This window comes from Hydrogenophaga sp., assembly GCF_026125785.1.
Classification (GTDB): domain Bacteria; phylum Pseudomonadota; class Gammaproteobacteria; order Burkholderiales; family Burkholderiaceae_C; genus Hydrogenophaga.
In genome coordinates this window covers 186,662-200,022 of the sequence record NZ_JAHCKL010000004.1, presented here as the reverse complement: position 1 = coordinate 200,022, position 13,361 = coordinate 186,662, and the positions used below count along the sequence as shown (strand labels likewise).

General features: G+C 63.9%; 11 protein-coding genes. 8 read left to right on the top strand and 3 right to left on the bottom strand.

Features of this window, described 5'->3' with window-relative positions:
• The first annotated feature begins 82 nt into the window (after positions 1-82).
• The 8 genes from KIT53_RS06615 (at position 83) to lysS (ending at position 9,852) form a co-directional block, all read left to right on the top strand.
• Positions 83-2,431: a DNA translocase FtsK gene (locus KIT53_RS06615; protein WP_297749517.1), complete on the top strand. Its 2,349-nt coding sequence runs from the start codon at positions 83-85 to the stop codon at positions 2,429-2,431.
• A gap of 50 nt (positions 2,432-2,481) precedes the next feature.
• Entirely contained in the window at positions 2,482-3,120 is a 639-nt protein-coding gene (gene lolA / locus KIT53_RS06610; RefSeq protein ID WP_297749514.1) for an outer membrane lipoprotein chaperone LolA, read from the top strand.
• 21 nt (positions 3,121-3,141) lie between these two features.
• Positions 3,142-4,440 (top strand): replication-associated recombination protein A, encoded by a 1,299-nt coding sequence (locus KIT53_RS06605; RefSeq protein WP_297749511.1) that lies wholly within the window; start codon positions 3,142-3,144, stop codon positions 4,438-4,440.
• Positions 4,441-4,670: 230 nt separating this feature from the next.
• Entirely contained in the window at positions 4,671-5,600 is a 930-nt protein-coding gene (locus KIT53_RS06600; protein WP_297749508.1) for a branched-chain amino acid ABC transporter permease, read from the top strand.
• An 18-nt stretch (positions 5,601-5,618) separates the two neighbouring features.
• A complete protein-coding gene (locus KIT53_RS06595) occupies positions 5,619-6,704 on the top strand; it encodes an ABC transporter ATP-binding protein (protein ID WP_297749505.1) in 1,086 nt (361 codons plus the stop codon).
• A gap of 14 nt (positions 6,705-6,718) precedes the next feature.
• Positions 6,719-7,489, top strand: a complete 771-nt coding sequence (locus tag KIT53_RS06590; protein WP_297749502.1) for an ABC transporter ATP-binding protein — start codon at positions 6,719-6,721, stop codon at positions 7,487-7,489.
• Between the two features lie 16 nt (positions 7,490-7,505).
• Positions 7,506-8,222 carry an ABC transporter ATP-binding protein gene (locus KIT53_RS06585; protein WP_297749498.1) on the top strand — a complete coding sequence of 239 codons (717 nt, stop codon included), beginning with the start codon at positions 7,506-7,508 and terminating at the stop codon, positions 8,220-8,222.
• 91 nt (positions 8,223-8,313) lie between these two features.
• A complete protein-coding gene (gene lysS, locus KIT53_RS06580) occupies positions 8,314-9,852 on the top strand; it encodes a lysine--tRNA ligase (RefSeq protein ID WP_297749495.1) in 1,539 nt (512 codons plus the stop codon).
• Between the two features lie 46 nt (positions 9,853-9,898).
• On the opposite strand, the gene rpoH is transcribed toward lysS, so the two are convergent.
• From rpoH to KIT53_RS06565, 3 genes are all read right to left on the bottom strand, one after another.
• The gene (gene rpoH / locus KIT53_RS06575; protein WP_297749493.1) at positions 9,899-10,846 is read right to left on the bottom strand and encodes an RNA polymerase sigma factor RpoH; all 948 of its coding nucleotides are present in this window, start codon (positions 10,844-10,846) and stop codon (positions 9,899-9,901) included.
• Between the two features lie 173 nt (positions 10,847-11,019).
• The gene (locus KIT53_RS06570; RefSeq protein WP_297749490.1) at positions 11,020-12,183 is read right to left on the bottom strand and encodes a CaiB/BaiF CoA-transferase family protein; all 1,164 of its coding nucleotides are present in this window, start codon (positions 12,181-12,183) and stop codon (positions 11,020-11,022) included.
• On the bottom strand, positions 12,180-13,355 hold the full coding sequence (locus tag KIT53_RS06565; protein WP_297749487.1) for an enolase C-terminal domain-like protein: 1,176 nt from the start codon (positions 13,353-13,355) through the stop codon (positions 12,180-12,182). Before KIT53_RS06565 ends, KIT53_RS06570 begins: the two co-directional genes overlap by 4 nt.
• Positions 13,356-13,361 lie beyond the last annotated feature (6 nt).

The following is a 13,361-nucleotide window of genomic DNA, read 5'->3' as shown; positions in this document are numbered from 1 at the left end:
AGAGGGACCGGCGCGCCGTCGGCGCCATGACTTTTTCCCGGTGTGCATGGGGTAAGCTTGCGGCAGGAAAACCGCGAGGCCCATGACCTATTCCTTGAACACCTTGAACGCCGACAGAAACTCGGCGCCTGTCGCTGGTGTGTCCCGTTTCGCTCAGGAGATTGTCCTGGTGCTGGGCGCTGCAGCGCTGATCTTCTGGTCCTTGGCGCTGCTCAGCCATTCGCTTGCCGACCCGGCATGGAGCACCACGGGCACGGGCTCGGACGTCGGCAACTGGGGTGGCCGCCTGGGCGCGTTGCTGTCGGACTGGAGTTACTACCTGCTGGGCTTTTCGGTGTGGTGGTGCTTTCTTGCGGGTGTGCGTGCCTGGCTGTCGGCGCTGGCACGCTGGATCCGTGGCACGCCTGGCCCATCGGCACAGGAGCTTGCAGAACTCAAACCCTGGCAGAGACCCGGACCACGCCGTCTGCTCTACGTGGTGGCCTTGCTGTTGCTCCTGTCGGCCAGCACGGTGCTGGAGTGGAGTCGCCTGTACCGCCTGGAGGCGCTGTTGCCGGACCACGCGGGCGGTGTTCTCGGTCAGGCGTTGGGGCCGATTGCTGTGCGCTGGTTGGGATTCAATGGCGCGGCACTGGCGATGCTGGCGCTGTTGCTGGCCAGCCTGCCTCTGGTTTTCCGTTTTTCCTGGGGGCATTGGGCCGAGGTGGTTGGACAGACTTTGGATGGTTGGTTCGAGGCACGCAGGGAAAAGCGCGAGGCGGTGGAGGATCAGCGCATCGGCGAGCGGGCGGCGCGTGAGCGAGAAGAGGTCGTCAAGGTCGAACGCGTGGAAATCGAGGAGCTTCATCCCACGCCGGTGGTGATCGAGCCCACGCTGGTGGATGTGCCCAAGAGCGAGCGGGTGGCCAAGGAGCGCCAGAAGCCCTTGTTCTCCGAGTTGCCGGACAGCAAGCTGCCGCAGGTGGACCTGCTGGATGGTGCTCCCACGCACCAATTGGGGGTGGACAGTCAGACCCTGGAGATGACCAGCCGGTTGATCGAGAAGAAGCTCAAAGACTTCGGCGTGGAGGTCCGCGTGGTGGCGGCTGCGCCGGGGCCGGTGATCACGCGCTACGAGATCGAGCCGGCCACCGGGGTGAAGGGGTCGCAGATTGTCAACCTCAGCCGTGACCTGGCCCGCTCCCTGTCGCTGGTGTCCATCCGGGTGATCGAGACCATTCCTGGCAAGAACCTGATGGCGCTGGAGTTGCCGAACGCGAAGCGGCAGATGATCCGCCTGAGCGAGATCCTGGGGTCGCAGGTGTACAACGACGCCAAGTCGCTGCTCACCATGGGGCTGGGCAAGGACATCGGCGGGCAGCCCGTGGTGGCCGACTTGGCCAAGATGCCGCATTGCCTGGTGGCCGGTACCACCGGTTCGGGCAAGTCGGTGGGTATCAACGCGATGATTCTGTCGCTGTTGTACAAGGCCGATGCGCGTGACGTGAGGCTGCTGCTGATCGATCCCAAGATGCTGGAGATGAGCGTCTACGAAGGCATCCCGCACCTGCTGGCGCCGGTCGTGACCGACATGAAGCATGCCGCCAATGGCCTGAATTGGTGCGTTGCCGAGATGGAGAAACGCTACAAGCTCATGAGCAAGATGGGGGTGCGCAATCTTGCGGGCTTCAACAGCAAGATCGACGAAGCCGCTGCGCGCGGTGAGTCCATCGGCAACCCGTTCAGCTTGACGCCGGAGCAGCCGGAGCCGCTGGAGCGGCTGCCCTACATCGTGGTGGTGATCGACGAGCTGGCCGACCTCATGATGGTGGTCGGCAAGAAGATAGAGGAACTCATCGCACGCCTGGCCCAGAAAGCGCGCGCGGCCGGCATCCACCTTATCCTGGCCACGCAGCGGCCCAGCGTGGATGTGATCACGGGGCTCATCAAGGCCAACATCCCCACCCGGTTGTCGTTCCAGGTCAGCAGCAAGATCGACAGCCGCACCATCCTGGACCAGATGGGTGCAGAGAGCCTGCTGGGCATGGGTGACATGCTCTACCTGCCCTCGGGTACCGGCTTCCCCACCCGGGTCCATGGTGCCTTCGTGAGCGACGACGAGGTACACCGTGTGGTGGCCTACCTCAAGGAGCAAGGGGGCGAACCCAACTACATCGATGGCGTGCTCGAAGGCGGTACCGGTGATGGCGAGGGGGGTGACCTGTTCGGCGAAGGTGGCGAGGGCAATGGGGAGAAAGACGCGTTGTACGACCAGGCGGTTGAGATCGTGCTGAAGGACCGCAAGGCCAGCATTTCCTACGTGCAGCGCAAGCTCAAGATTGGCTACAACCGTGCTGCGCGGCTGCTGGAAGACATGGAGAAGGCGGGTCTGGTGAGTGCGCTCACCTCCAGCGGACAGCGCGACATCCTGGTTCCGTCGCGCGGCGACTGACGGCTCCCTGTACCAGGAAACCCTGCGGCGTTTCGCGGATCGGATACACCATGAAAACCACCTTGCTTCTGATGGGGGCCCTGGCTCTCGCCGCTTTTCAGGCTCGTGCCGATGGGTTGCAGGATCTGGACAAGTTCCTCCGCGACGTCAACAGTGCCAAGGCCAGCTTCACGCAGGTCGTGACCTCGCCCAAGCGGTCTGGTGAAACCGTGGCGCGCACCAAGACGTCCAGCGGCCGCTTTCAGTTCCTGCGACCCAACCTCTTTCGCTTCGAGTACGCCCGGCCGTTCGAGCAGACCATCGTGGCCGACGGTCAGACACTCTGGCTCCACGATGTGGACCTGAACCAGGTCACTTCGCGTTCGCAGAAGGAAGCGCTGGGAAGCACGCCAGCCGCTCTGATTGCCGCAGGCACCGACCTCAAAGGTCTTTCCGAGTCCTTTGACCTCAAGGCGGCGCCAGCCCGGGAGGGGCTTGAGTGGCTGGAGGCGCGGCCCAAGGACCGCAACGGACAACTGCAGGTGGTGCGCGTCGGTTTTCGGCAGGGCAAGCTGTCGGTGCTGGATATCGAAGACAGCCTGGGTCAACGCTCGGTCCTCACGTTCAGCGACTGGCAGGACAACGCGCCCCTGAAGACGGGGGATTTCCGCTTCCAGCCGCCGCCCGGCGCCTCGGTGCTCAAGCCTTGACCCACCATCGGTTCTGACGGCATGCCAGCGCCCTCCCCCGGGACCCATATCCCCCTGGCTGAACGCCTGCGGCCACGCACATTGGGCGACGTGATCGGCCAGCGGCACATGTTGGGCGAAGGCATGGCGTTGCGCCTGGCGTTCGAGTCCGGGCAGCCGCACAGCTGCATTCTCTGGGGACCACCCGGTGTGGGGAAAACCACCATCGCCCGGTTGATGGCCGATGCCTTTGACGCCCAGTTCATCACCATCAGCGCCGTGCTCGGAGGGGTGAAGGACATACGGGAGGCCGTGGAGCGTGCCGAAGCGGCGCGCAACGGCCTCGCGCCCCAGCGCACCATTCTGTTCGTGGACGAGGTGCACCGCTTCAACAAAAGCCAGCAGGATGCGTTTCTGCCCCACGTGGAAAGCGGGCTGTTCACCTTCATCGGCGCCACCACCGAAAACCCCTCGTTCGAGGTGAACTCCGCATTGCTGTCACGTGCCGTGGTCTACGTGCTTCAGCCGCTGAACGAAGACGATCTGCGGCAGATCGTGGCCAAGGCTCGCGCTATCGACGCGGTGCCCGAGATGGAGGACGTCGCGATCGACCGCCTGATCGCCTACGCCGATGGAGACGCACGCCGCCTGCTCAATACGCTGGAAACGCTGGCGGTCTCCGCCTCCCGCGAGAAGCTGGAACGCGTCAGCGATGCCTGGTTGCTCAAGGTGCTGGGCGAGCGCATGCGTCGCTACGACAAGGGGGGAGAACAGTTCTACGACACCATCAGTGCCTTGCACAAGAGCGTGCGCGGCTCGGACCCGGACGCGGCACTCTACTGGCTGGTGCGCATGCTCGATGGTGGCGCGGACCCTCGCTACATGGCCCGGCGCCTGATTCGGATGGCCAGCGAGGACATCGGGCTCGCCGATCCACGGGCCCTTCGACTGGCGCTCGACGCAGCCGAGACCTACGAGCGATTAGGGAGCCCCGAGGGCGAACTCGCGTTGGCGCAATGCACCGTCTACCTGGCGGTCGCACCCAAATCCAACGCGGTCTACAAGGCTTTCAACGCGGCCAAGGCCTTCGTGAAGAAGGACGGCACCCGACCCGTGCCCATGCACCTGCGCAATGCCCCGACCCAGTTGATGAAGTCGCTCGACTACGGCAAAGGGTATCGGTACGCGCACGACGAAGCTGGCGGCTTCGCCGCAGGTGAGCGGTACCTCCCGGACGGCATGGGCGACCCGGGCTTCTACGAACCTGTGGACCGTGGCCTGGAAATCCGCATCGCGGATAAGTTGCGCGAGCTCAGAGCCCGCAATAATCAAAATTCCTAATGAATCGCCAAACACATTGATGCAGCCCTGCCCGGGTGGGTGATTTCAGGGTAAACCCGCGTCCGCTAAGGGCTTACACGCATGGGGACCCCCAAAGCCCGTCGCTACAATCCGCCCACCAACCCGCAGGCTGCCCTCTATAAGGGTCAGGTCTGGCGGGTTTTTTGCTAGGTTGAAGCAGGCCAGCGTCACAAGCGTCTCTGGCTGTTCACACACACGGAGAAACCTCTATGGAAGTCTTGCTACAGCAGATCATCAATGGTCTGGTGCTGGGCAGCATGTATGCGCTCGTGGCCCTGGGATACACCATGGTCTACGGCATCATCGGGCTGATCAACTTCGCCCACGGCGACGTGCTCATGGTCGGGGCACTCACCAGCTGGACCGTCATCGGCTGGATGATGGAGGCCTCCACAGGGCTTCCGACATGGCTGGTCCTGTTGTTCGCGACCATGATTGCGATGGTCGTTTGCGCCATCCTGAACTTCTCCATCGAGAAACTGGCCTACCGCCCCCTGCGGAACTCGAACCGGCTGGCACCCCTCATCACGGCCATCGGCATGTCGCTGCTGTTGCAGACCTTCGCGATGATCATCTGGGCGCCGAACCCGAAGTCCTACCCCTCCATGCTGTCGCGCGAGCCCATCGAGTTCGCCGGCGCGGTGGTCTCGGTGACGCAGGTCGTCATCCTGGCCACCACCGCGATCACGCTGGCTTTCCTGATGTGGCTGGTCAACCGCACCAACCTGGGCCGCGCCATGCGGGCCACGGCGGAGAACCCGCGCGTCGCGGCGCTGATGGGCATCAAGCCCGACGTGGTGATTTCCGCCACCTTCATCATCGGCGCCATGCTGGCTGCCATTGCCGGCATCATGTGGGCGTCCAACTACGGCACGGTCCAGCACGCCATGGGTTTCATGCCGGGCCTCAAGGCCTTCGTGGCGGCGGTCATGGGCGGCATCGGCAACCTGGCTGGCGCCGTGGTGGGAGGCATCGCTCTGGGCCTGATCGAGTCGCTCGGTGCCGGCTACCTGGGCAAGCTCACCGGCGGCGTTCTGGGCAGCCAGTACACCGACATCTTTGCTTTCATCGTGCTGGCCATCGTGCTCACGCTGCGTCCTTCGGGCCTGCTGGGTGAACGTGTGGCGGATCGCGCCTGACCGCAAGGGAGAAGCACCATGCTGAACACGAAAACCGGCAAGCTCATCACCTTCCTGATCGCGGCCGCTGCCTTGCTGCTGCTGCCCATCGTCCTGCAATCCACCGGGAGCAACTCCTGGGTGCGCATCGTCGACATCGCCCTGCTCTATGTGCTGCTCGCTCTGGGGCTGAACATCGTGGTGGGCTACGCCGGCCTGCTGGATCTGGGCTACATCGCCTTCTTCGCTGTCGGGGCCTACATCTTCGCCCTGCTGGGGTCGCCTCACCTGGCCAACACTTTCCCGGCCATCCAGGCGATGTTCCCGGAAGGGCTCCACTACAGCATCTGGTGGGTGATGATCCTCGCGGCCGTCGTCGCTGGCGTGGTCGGCATGATCCTGGGCGCACCGACGCTCAAGCTGCGCGGCGACTACCTGGCGATCATCACGCTGGGCTTTGGCGAAATCATCCGCATCTTCCTGCTGAACATGGACCGTCCGTTGAACATCACCAACGGTCCCAAGGGCATCAGCCAGATCGACACCATCTCGGTATTCGGCCTCGATCTGGGCAAGCGCCTGACCATCGGGGACTTCACGTTCCAGCCGGTCACGCTGTACTACTACCTCTTCCTGTTTTTCGTGGTCCTCTCGGTGATCATCTCCTACCGCCTGCAGGACTCGCGCATCGGCCGCGCCTGGATGGCGATTCGCGAGGATGAGATCGCTGCCAAGGCCATGGGCCTGAATACCCGCAACCTCAAGCTGCTGGCCTTTGGCATGGGGGCCTCCTTCGGTGGCATTTCCGGCGTCTTGTTTGCGTCCTTCCAGCGCTTCGTTTCGCCCGAGTCCTTCTCCCTCATGGAGTCGGTGATGGTCGTGGCCATGGTGGTGCTTGGCGGTATCGGGCACATTCCCGGCGTGATCCTGGGGGCGCTGCTGTTGGCAGGGTTGCCGGAACTGCTGCGGCATGTCGCGCATCCGCTGACCGCCATGACCGACGGGCGTCTCGCGCCCGAGATACTGCGCCAGTTGCTGATCGCCCTGGCCATGGTCGTCATCATGCTCATCCGGCCGAAGGGCTTGTGGCCTGCGCCTGAACACGGCAAGTCCTTGAGCAAGTGAGCGGAGAAGAACACATGAGCGACACCATTCTCAAGGTAGCCAACGTCTCCAAGCGCTTCGGCGGCCTGCAGGCCCTGAGCGACGTGGGTATCGAAATCCAGCGCGGCCAGGTCTATGGCCTGATCGGTCCCAACGGTGCGGGAAAGACCACGTTCTTCAATGTGCTCACGGGTCTCTACACGCCCGACAGCGGTTCTTTCGAACTCGCCGGAAAGCCTTACACGCCGACCGCGGTGCACGAAGTGGCCAAGGCCGGCATTGCGCGGACCTTCCAGAACATCCGCCTGTTCGCCGAAATGACGGCGCTGGAGAACGTGATGGTCGGCCGCCACGTGCGCACGCATTCGGGCCTGATCGGCGCCGTGTTGCGCACCCCGGGCTTCAAGCGGGAAGAAGCCGCCATCACGGCCCGGGCACGCGAACTGCTGGCCTATGTCGGTATCGAGAAGTTCGCCGACTACAAGTCGCGCACGCTCAGCTACGGCGATCAGCGCAGGCTGGAGATCGCCCGTGCCCTGGCGACCGATCCTCAACTGATCGCGCTGGACGAGCCGGCCGCCGGGATGAACGCCACGGAAAAGGTGCAGTTGCGTGAACTCATCGACCGTATCCGGGCAGACAACCGCACCATCCTGCTGATCGAGCATGACGTGAAGCTGGTCATGGGCCTGTGTGATCGCGTCACCGTGCTCGATTACGGCAAGCAGTTGGCGTCCGGCTCTCCGGCGGATGTACAGAAGGACCCCAAGGTGATCGAGGCCTACCTCGGCACGGGCGGCCACTGAACAAGGATTCATGCAAATGGCAAACACACTCCTCAAAGTCAGTGGCCTCAAGGTGTCCTATGGCGGCATCAAGGCCGTCAAAGGCGTCGACCTGGAAGTGCGCGAGGGCGAACTGATCTCCCTGATCGGCTCCAACGGCGCAGGCAAGACCACGACCATGAAAGCCATCACCGGCTCCCTGGCGTACGAGGCCGGTGACATCGAGTACCTGGGGCAGAGCATCAAAGGCAAGGGGGCCTGGGACCTGGTCAAGCAGGGGCTGGCCATGGTGCCGGAAGGCCGTGGCGTGTTCACCCGCATGACCATCACCGAAAACCTCCAGATGGGTGCCTACATCCGGCGCGACAAGGCGGGCATCGCGCAGGACATCGAACGCATGTTCGGCATCTTTCCCCGCTTGCGCGAACGCAAGGACCAGCTTGCCGGCACCATGAGCGGTGGCGAACAGCAAATGCTGGCCATGGCGAGGGCCTTGATGAGCCAGCCCAAGGTCTTGCTGCTCGACGAGCCGTCCATGGGCCTGTCGCCCATCATGGTGGACAAGATTTTCGAAGTCGTGCGCGACGTGTCTTCGCAAGGTGTGACCATCCTGCTGGTGGAGCAGAACGCCCGGCGCGCTTTGCAGATCGCCGACCGTGGCTATGTCATGGATTCCGGCGAGATCATCATGACCGGCATGGGCCGTGACATGCTGGACGATCCCAAGGTGCGTGCCGCCTATCTCGGCGAGTAAGGCGTCGGCGCCGAGGCCTTGGGAAGGGGTGTCCGCCCCAAAAACTACAATGATGGGTTGCGCACCTCGGTGCCCAACCCATTTTTCATTCATGAGCCAAGCCCAACACCCCGAGACCAGCGCACCCGCGCAAGACGACAACCAGCTTATTGCCGAACGGCGCGAGAAGCTCAAGGCGCTGCGCGAGGCCCAGCAGCGAGGTGAGGGGGTGGCATTTCCCAACGACTTCAAGCCGGCGGACAAGGCGGAAGATCTGCTGATGCGCTATGGCGAGACCACTGGTGAGGCGCTGGAGGCGCAACCGGTTCGCACCAGCATCGGCGGCCGCATGATGCTCAAGCGCGTCATGGGCAAGGCCAGTTTCGCCACCCTGCAGGACGCATCGGGTCGCATTCAGGTCTACATCAGTCGGGATGCGGTGGGCGAAGACGTGTATGGGGCCTTCAAGCACTGGGACCTGGGCGACATTCTGGGGGTCGAGGGCACACTGATGCGGACCCGCACGGGTGAACTGACCATCCAGGCCAGCCGTATCCGCTTGATCACCAAGAGCCTGCGGCCATTGCCAGACAAGTTCCACGGCATTCACGACCAGGAGCTCAAGTACCGTCAGCGCTATGTGGACCTCATCACCGACGAGGCGACGCGCAAGCGCTTCGTGATCCGCAGCAAGGCCCTGGCGTCGATTCGGGACTTCATGGTCGGGCATGGTTTCCTGGAAGTGGAGACGCCGATGCTCCATCCCATCCCGGGAGGGGCCAACGCCCGGCCGTTCAAGACCCACCACAACGCGCTGGACCAGGAAATGTTCCTGCGCATCGCCCCCGAGTTGTATCTCAAGCGGTTGCTGGTGGGCGGGTTTGACCGTGTGTTCGAGATCAACCGCAATTTCCGCAACGAGGGCATCAGCGTACGCCACAACCCCGAGTTCACGATGATGGAGTTCTACGCGGCGTACTGGAATTACCAGGACCTGATGGACTTCAACGAGCAGCTCATCCGCCACGTGGTGCGGCAGGTCCGGGGCGATGGGCCGCTGACCTACCAGGGGCAGGCGGTGGACGTGCAGTCGCCCTTCGAGCGCCTCACCATCCGGGACGCTATCCGCAAGTACACCGATGCAGGTGATCAGGTCGATGATCCGGCGTGGCTGGTGGGCCAGTTGAGAAAGCTGGGGCTTACTGAAGAGAAGCACCAACTGGCGGGTCGCAGCCTGCCGGGGCTGCAGGTGCTCTATTTCGAAGAGAAGGTGGAGGACAAGCTCTGGAACCCGACCTTCATCATGGACCACCCCACGGAGATTTCCCCGCTGGCCCGGGCCAACGACAGCCACCCGGAAGTGACCGAGCGCTTTGAGCTTTACATCACCGGCCGTGAATTCGGCAATGCCTTCTCGGAGCTCAACGACGCGGAAGACCAGGCCGCGCGCTTCCAGGCCCAGGCGTCGGCCAAGGACGGAGGCGACGAGGAGGCCATGTACTACGACGCCGACTACATTCGGGCACTGGAGTACGGCATGCCGCCGGCGGGCGGTTGTGGCATCGGGATCGACCGCCTCATGATGCTGCTCACCGACAGCCCCAGCATCCGCGACGTGATTCTGTTCCCCGCGCTTCGCCGCGAGAGTTGAGCGCAGCTTCGCGGGACCGGTGAAGCCGGTTCCGCGAGACGCAGGATCAGGCGTAGGCCGCGAGCGCCTTGCGCATTTTCTTCATGGCGGCGACCTCGATCTGGCGCACGCGCTCGGCGCTGACCCCGTACTCGGCGGCCAGTTCATGCAGCGTCATGCCGCCCGATCCATCGTCGTTCACCTTGAGCCAGCGCTCGCTGACGATGCGGCGGGAACGGTCATCCAGCTCGCTCATCGCCTGGGCGATGCCTTCCGTGGCCAGCATGTCGCGTTGCGCGGACTCGAGCACCGCCGTGGGCTCGTGCGAGGCGTCCGCCAGGTAAGCGATGGGGCCGAAACCCTCCTCGCCGTCCTCGCTCGGACCAGGGTCGAGCACGACATCACCGCCGGAGAGGCGGGTTTCCATCTCGCGCACTTCCTCGGGCTTGACCTGGAGTTCGTGGGCCAGGAGGTTCACCTGCCCGTCGGACAGGACGTCTCTATAGGTATCCCCCTCCAACGCGTCGGCCTTGAAGTCCTGCTTGCGCGAGCGCAGGTTGAAGAACAGCTTGCGCTGAGCTTTGGTGGTGGCCAGTTTGACCATGCGCCAGTTCTTGAGCACGTACTCGTGGATCTCGGCCTTGATCCAGTGCATGGCGTAGCTGACCAGGCGCACGCCCTGGTCAGGGTCGAAACGCTTGACCGCCTTCATCAGGCCCACGTTGCCCTCCTGGATCAGGTCGCCATGCGGCAGGCCGTAACCCAGGTACTGGCGCGAAATGGACACCACCAGACGGAGATGGGACAGCACCAGTTGGCTGGCGGCTTCCAGGTCGTTGTCGTCACGCAGGCGGCGGGCGGCCTGCTGCTCCTGCTCCAGGGTGAGCAACGGCAGCCGGTTGACGGCGGAGATGTAGGCGTCCAGGTTACCCAGCGGCGGCACCAGCGCCCAAGGGTTGGTCACCGCAAGCGAGTGGCTGGCGGTGGCGGCAACGGGGGCAAGCGAATGGGACATGTGAACCCTCCTCAGGTGATGTGCCAAAGATATTAGCACTCTCTCTGAGTGAGTGCTAAGGCGAAAGTTCCATTGGCCATGAGGTCGGCGAGGGCACTTTTGTCGTGGGGGTTGGCGTGAGGAGGGTGCGTGTGGTTATTGTGTAAATGTTTGATTTACAAAGGTTTTTTTCGTCAGGGGGCTGCTGACCGGCGCAGGGCCGCCATTTCATCCTGGTCGTAGCCCAGCTCTGCGAGCAGGGCGTCGGTGTGAGAGGCCACTGGGCCGACCCGCCCGCATGGGCCCTGCGGGGTCTGGCTGAACCGAGGGGCCGGGCTGGGCTGGGTGATGCCGTCGACCGTCACGAAGGTTTGCCTGGATGCGTTGTGGGGATGTCGGGGCGCTTCCGCGAGATCAAGCACTGGGGCAAAACAGGCGTCCGTGCCTTCCAGCAAGGCGCACCACTGGTCACGGCTTTTCTGCCGGAAGACGAGCGCCAGCCGCTCCTTGAGGTCCGGCCAGGTTTTGGGATCCCACTGGGCGTCGAAGGCTGGATCCTGCAGGCCGCAATGCTTGCGCAGGAGCGCATAGAACGGGGGCTCCATGGCACCGATGGAAATGTACTTGCCATCGGCGCAGGTGTAGACGTCGTAGAAATGCGCGCCGCCGTCGCCGTTGTTGGTGCCGGCCTGTCCATGCCAGAGGCTGGCCGAATGCCAGCCCTGGATCAAGGCGGTCAGCAGCGCCGAGCCGTCGGTGATGGCTGCGTCCACCACCTGACCTTTTCCTGTGCGCTGGGCATTCGACAGCGCGGCCAGGACGCCAAAGGCCAGCAACATGCCACCGCCGCCGAAGTCGCCGATAAGCCCTGGCGTCGGGGTTGGGGGCTGGGCTTTGCGAGCGGTTGAATGCAGTGCGCCGGTCAGTGCGATGTAGTTGATATCGTGTCCGGCGGCCTGGGCGAGAGGGCCGTTTTGCCCCCAGCCGGTCACACGCCCGTAGACCAGATCGGGGCGTGCCCGCAGGCACACCTCGGGCCCCAGTCCGAGCGATTCCATCACCCCGGGGCGAAAGCCTTCGATCAGGATGTCGGCCCGGGCAATGAGCCGCAGGGCGATCTCTCGTGCCTGCGGCGTCTTCAGGTCCAGCGCGATCGACTCCCTGCCGCGGGACAGCACGTCGCTGGATCTCGCTGTCAGGGCGGCCATCCCGTCCGGTTTGCCGGGGCGGGGCGGGCGATCGATGCGGATGACGCGCGCGCCCTGGTCTGCCAGCATCATGCCGGCGAAGGGGCAAGGGCCCAGGCCGGCGAACTCCACCACCGTGAGGTGGCTCAGTGGGCCCTGGCGTGCCGTCATGCTTTGACCAGGCAGCCCGACTTCCCCGGCGTCTGGTTGCGGGTGATGAAGTCGTCGTTGAGTTCGATGCCGAAACCCGGACCTTCATTGGGATAGCACAGGCCGCCTTCGAACCGGGGAATGTTCAAGGCGATGTCTGTGCCGGGTTCGATGTGGTGGCTTTCCATGGTGCCGTGGATCATCAGCGGCCCGATCGATTCGTTGAGGCCTTGCGTGGCCCAGTCGTTGGCGGTCCACAGGTGGGCCGAGGGGCTGTGTTCCAGACCCGAGCCGATCATGCAGCCGCAATGCACGGGCAGGCCCGCCAGGCGTGCCAGGGTGAGCCAGCGCTGCGACTTGAGGATGCCGCCGGCTTTCTGGAGCTTGATGAACAGGCCGTCGGCGGCGCGGCGGTCGATGATTTCCTTGAGGTTGTGCAGTTCCTGGGCAGATTCGTCCGCGTAGATGGGCGTGCGCACCGCGGCCCGCAGGCGGGCCATGCCCTCGATGTCCCAGTGCGGCAGCGGCTGCTCGATGAGGTCGAGGCCGGCCGAGTCGATCCTGCGGATGATGTGCAGGGCTTTCTCGTAGCTCCAGAAGCCGTTGGCGTCGATGGTCAGATAGGCATCGGAGCCCACGGTGTCGCGCACCGCATGGACCATGTCGATGTCGTCCTGCAGCGAGCCGTAGCCGATCTTCATCTTGAACAGGGCAAAGCCCGTGTCCTTGGCCTTGCGGGCTTCGGCCGCCACGTCTTCGGGCTTGCCGGCCGAGAGCACCCAGCCCTGGCGCGCTGCCTCGATCGTGCGGCCGCCCAGCAACTCGTAGACGGGCACGCCCAGCAACTTGCCCTTGAGGTCGTGCAGCGCGAAGTCCACCGTGGCCTTGGCCTGGTTGTTGTCGCGCACCAGCAGGTCCATCTTGCCGACGATCTTTTCGATCTTGCGCGGATCCTCGCCCAGCAGGATGCGCGGCGCGATCACGTTGGCGATCATGCCGATGATGGACTCTTGCAGTTCGCCCCGGTACCAGGACGAGGTGTCTCCAGAGTCGCTGAAGCCGACGGTGCCGTCCTCGCAAGTGAGTTTGAGCACGACGCTGTCGATGGAGGTGATGCGCGTGTTGGGCATGATCACCGGCTTTTTCAGCGGCGTCGATACCGGGATGCATTCGACTTGGACGATCTTGGTCATGGGGTC

What these genes read in the sequence shown, in the direction of transcription:
- KIT53_RS06590 (WP_297749502.1), top strand. Translation starts at nt 6,719, where the DNA reads ATGAGCGACACCATTCTCAAGGTAGCCAACGTCTCCAAGCGCTTCGGC.
- KIT53_RS06615 (WP_297749517.1), top strand. Translation starts at nt 83, where the DNA reads ATGACCTATTCCTTGAACACCTTGAACGCCGACAGAAACTCGGCGCCT.
- KIT53_RS06570 (WP_297749490.1), bottom strand. Translation starts at nt 12,183, where the DNA reads ATGACGGCACGCCAGGGCCCACTGAGCCACCTCACGGTGGTGGAGTTC.
- lolA (WP_297749514.1), top strand. Translation starts at nt 2,482, where the DNA reads ATGAAAACCACCTTGCTTCTGATGGGGGCCCTGGCTCTCGCCGCTTTT.
- KIT53_RS06565 (WP_297749487.1), bottom strand. Translation starts at nt 13,355, where the DNA reads ATGACCAAGATCGTCCAAGTCGAATGCATCCCGGTATCGACGCCGCTG.
- KIT53_RS06600 (WP_297749508.1), top strand. Translation starts at nt 4,671, where the DNA reads ATGGAAGTCTTGCTACAGCAGATCATCAATGGTCTGGTGCTGGGCAGC.
- lysS (WP_297749495.1), top strand. Translation starts at nt 8,314, where the DNA reads ATGAGCCAAGCCCAACACCCCGAGACCAGCGCACCCGCGCAAGACGAC.
- rpoH (WP_297749493.1), bottom strand. Translation starts at nt 10,846, where the DNA reads ATGTCCCATTCGCTTGCCCCCGTTGCCGCCACCGCCAGCCACTCGCTT.
- KIT53_RS06585 (WP_297749498.1), top strand. Translation starts at nt 7,506, where the DNA reads ATGGCAAACACACTCCTCAAAGTCAGTGGCCTCAAGGTGTCCTATGGC.
- KIT53_RS06595 (WP_297749505.1), top strand. Translation starts at nt 5,619, where the DNA reads ATGCTGAACACGAAAACCGGCAAGCTCATCACCTTCCTGATCGCGGCC.
- KIT53_RS06605 (WP_297749511.1), top strand. Translation starts at nt 3,142, where the DNA reads ATGCCAGCGCCCTCCCCCGGGACCCATATCCCCCTGGCTGAACGCCTG.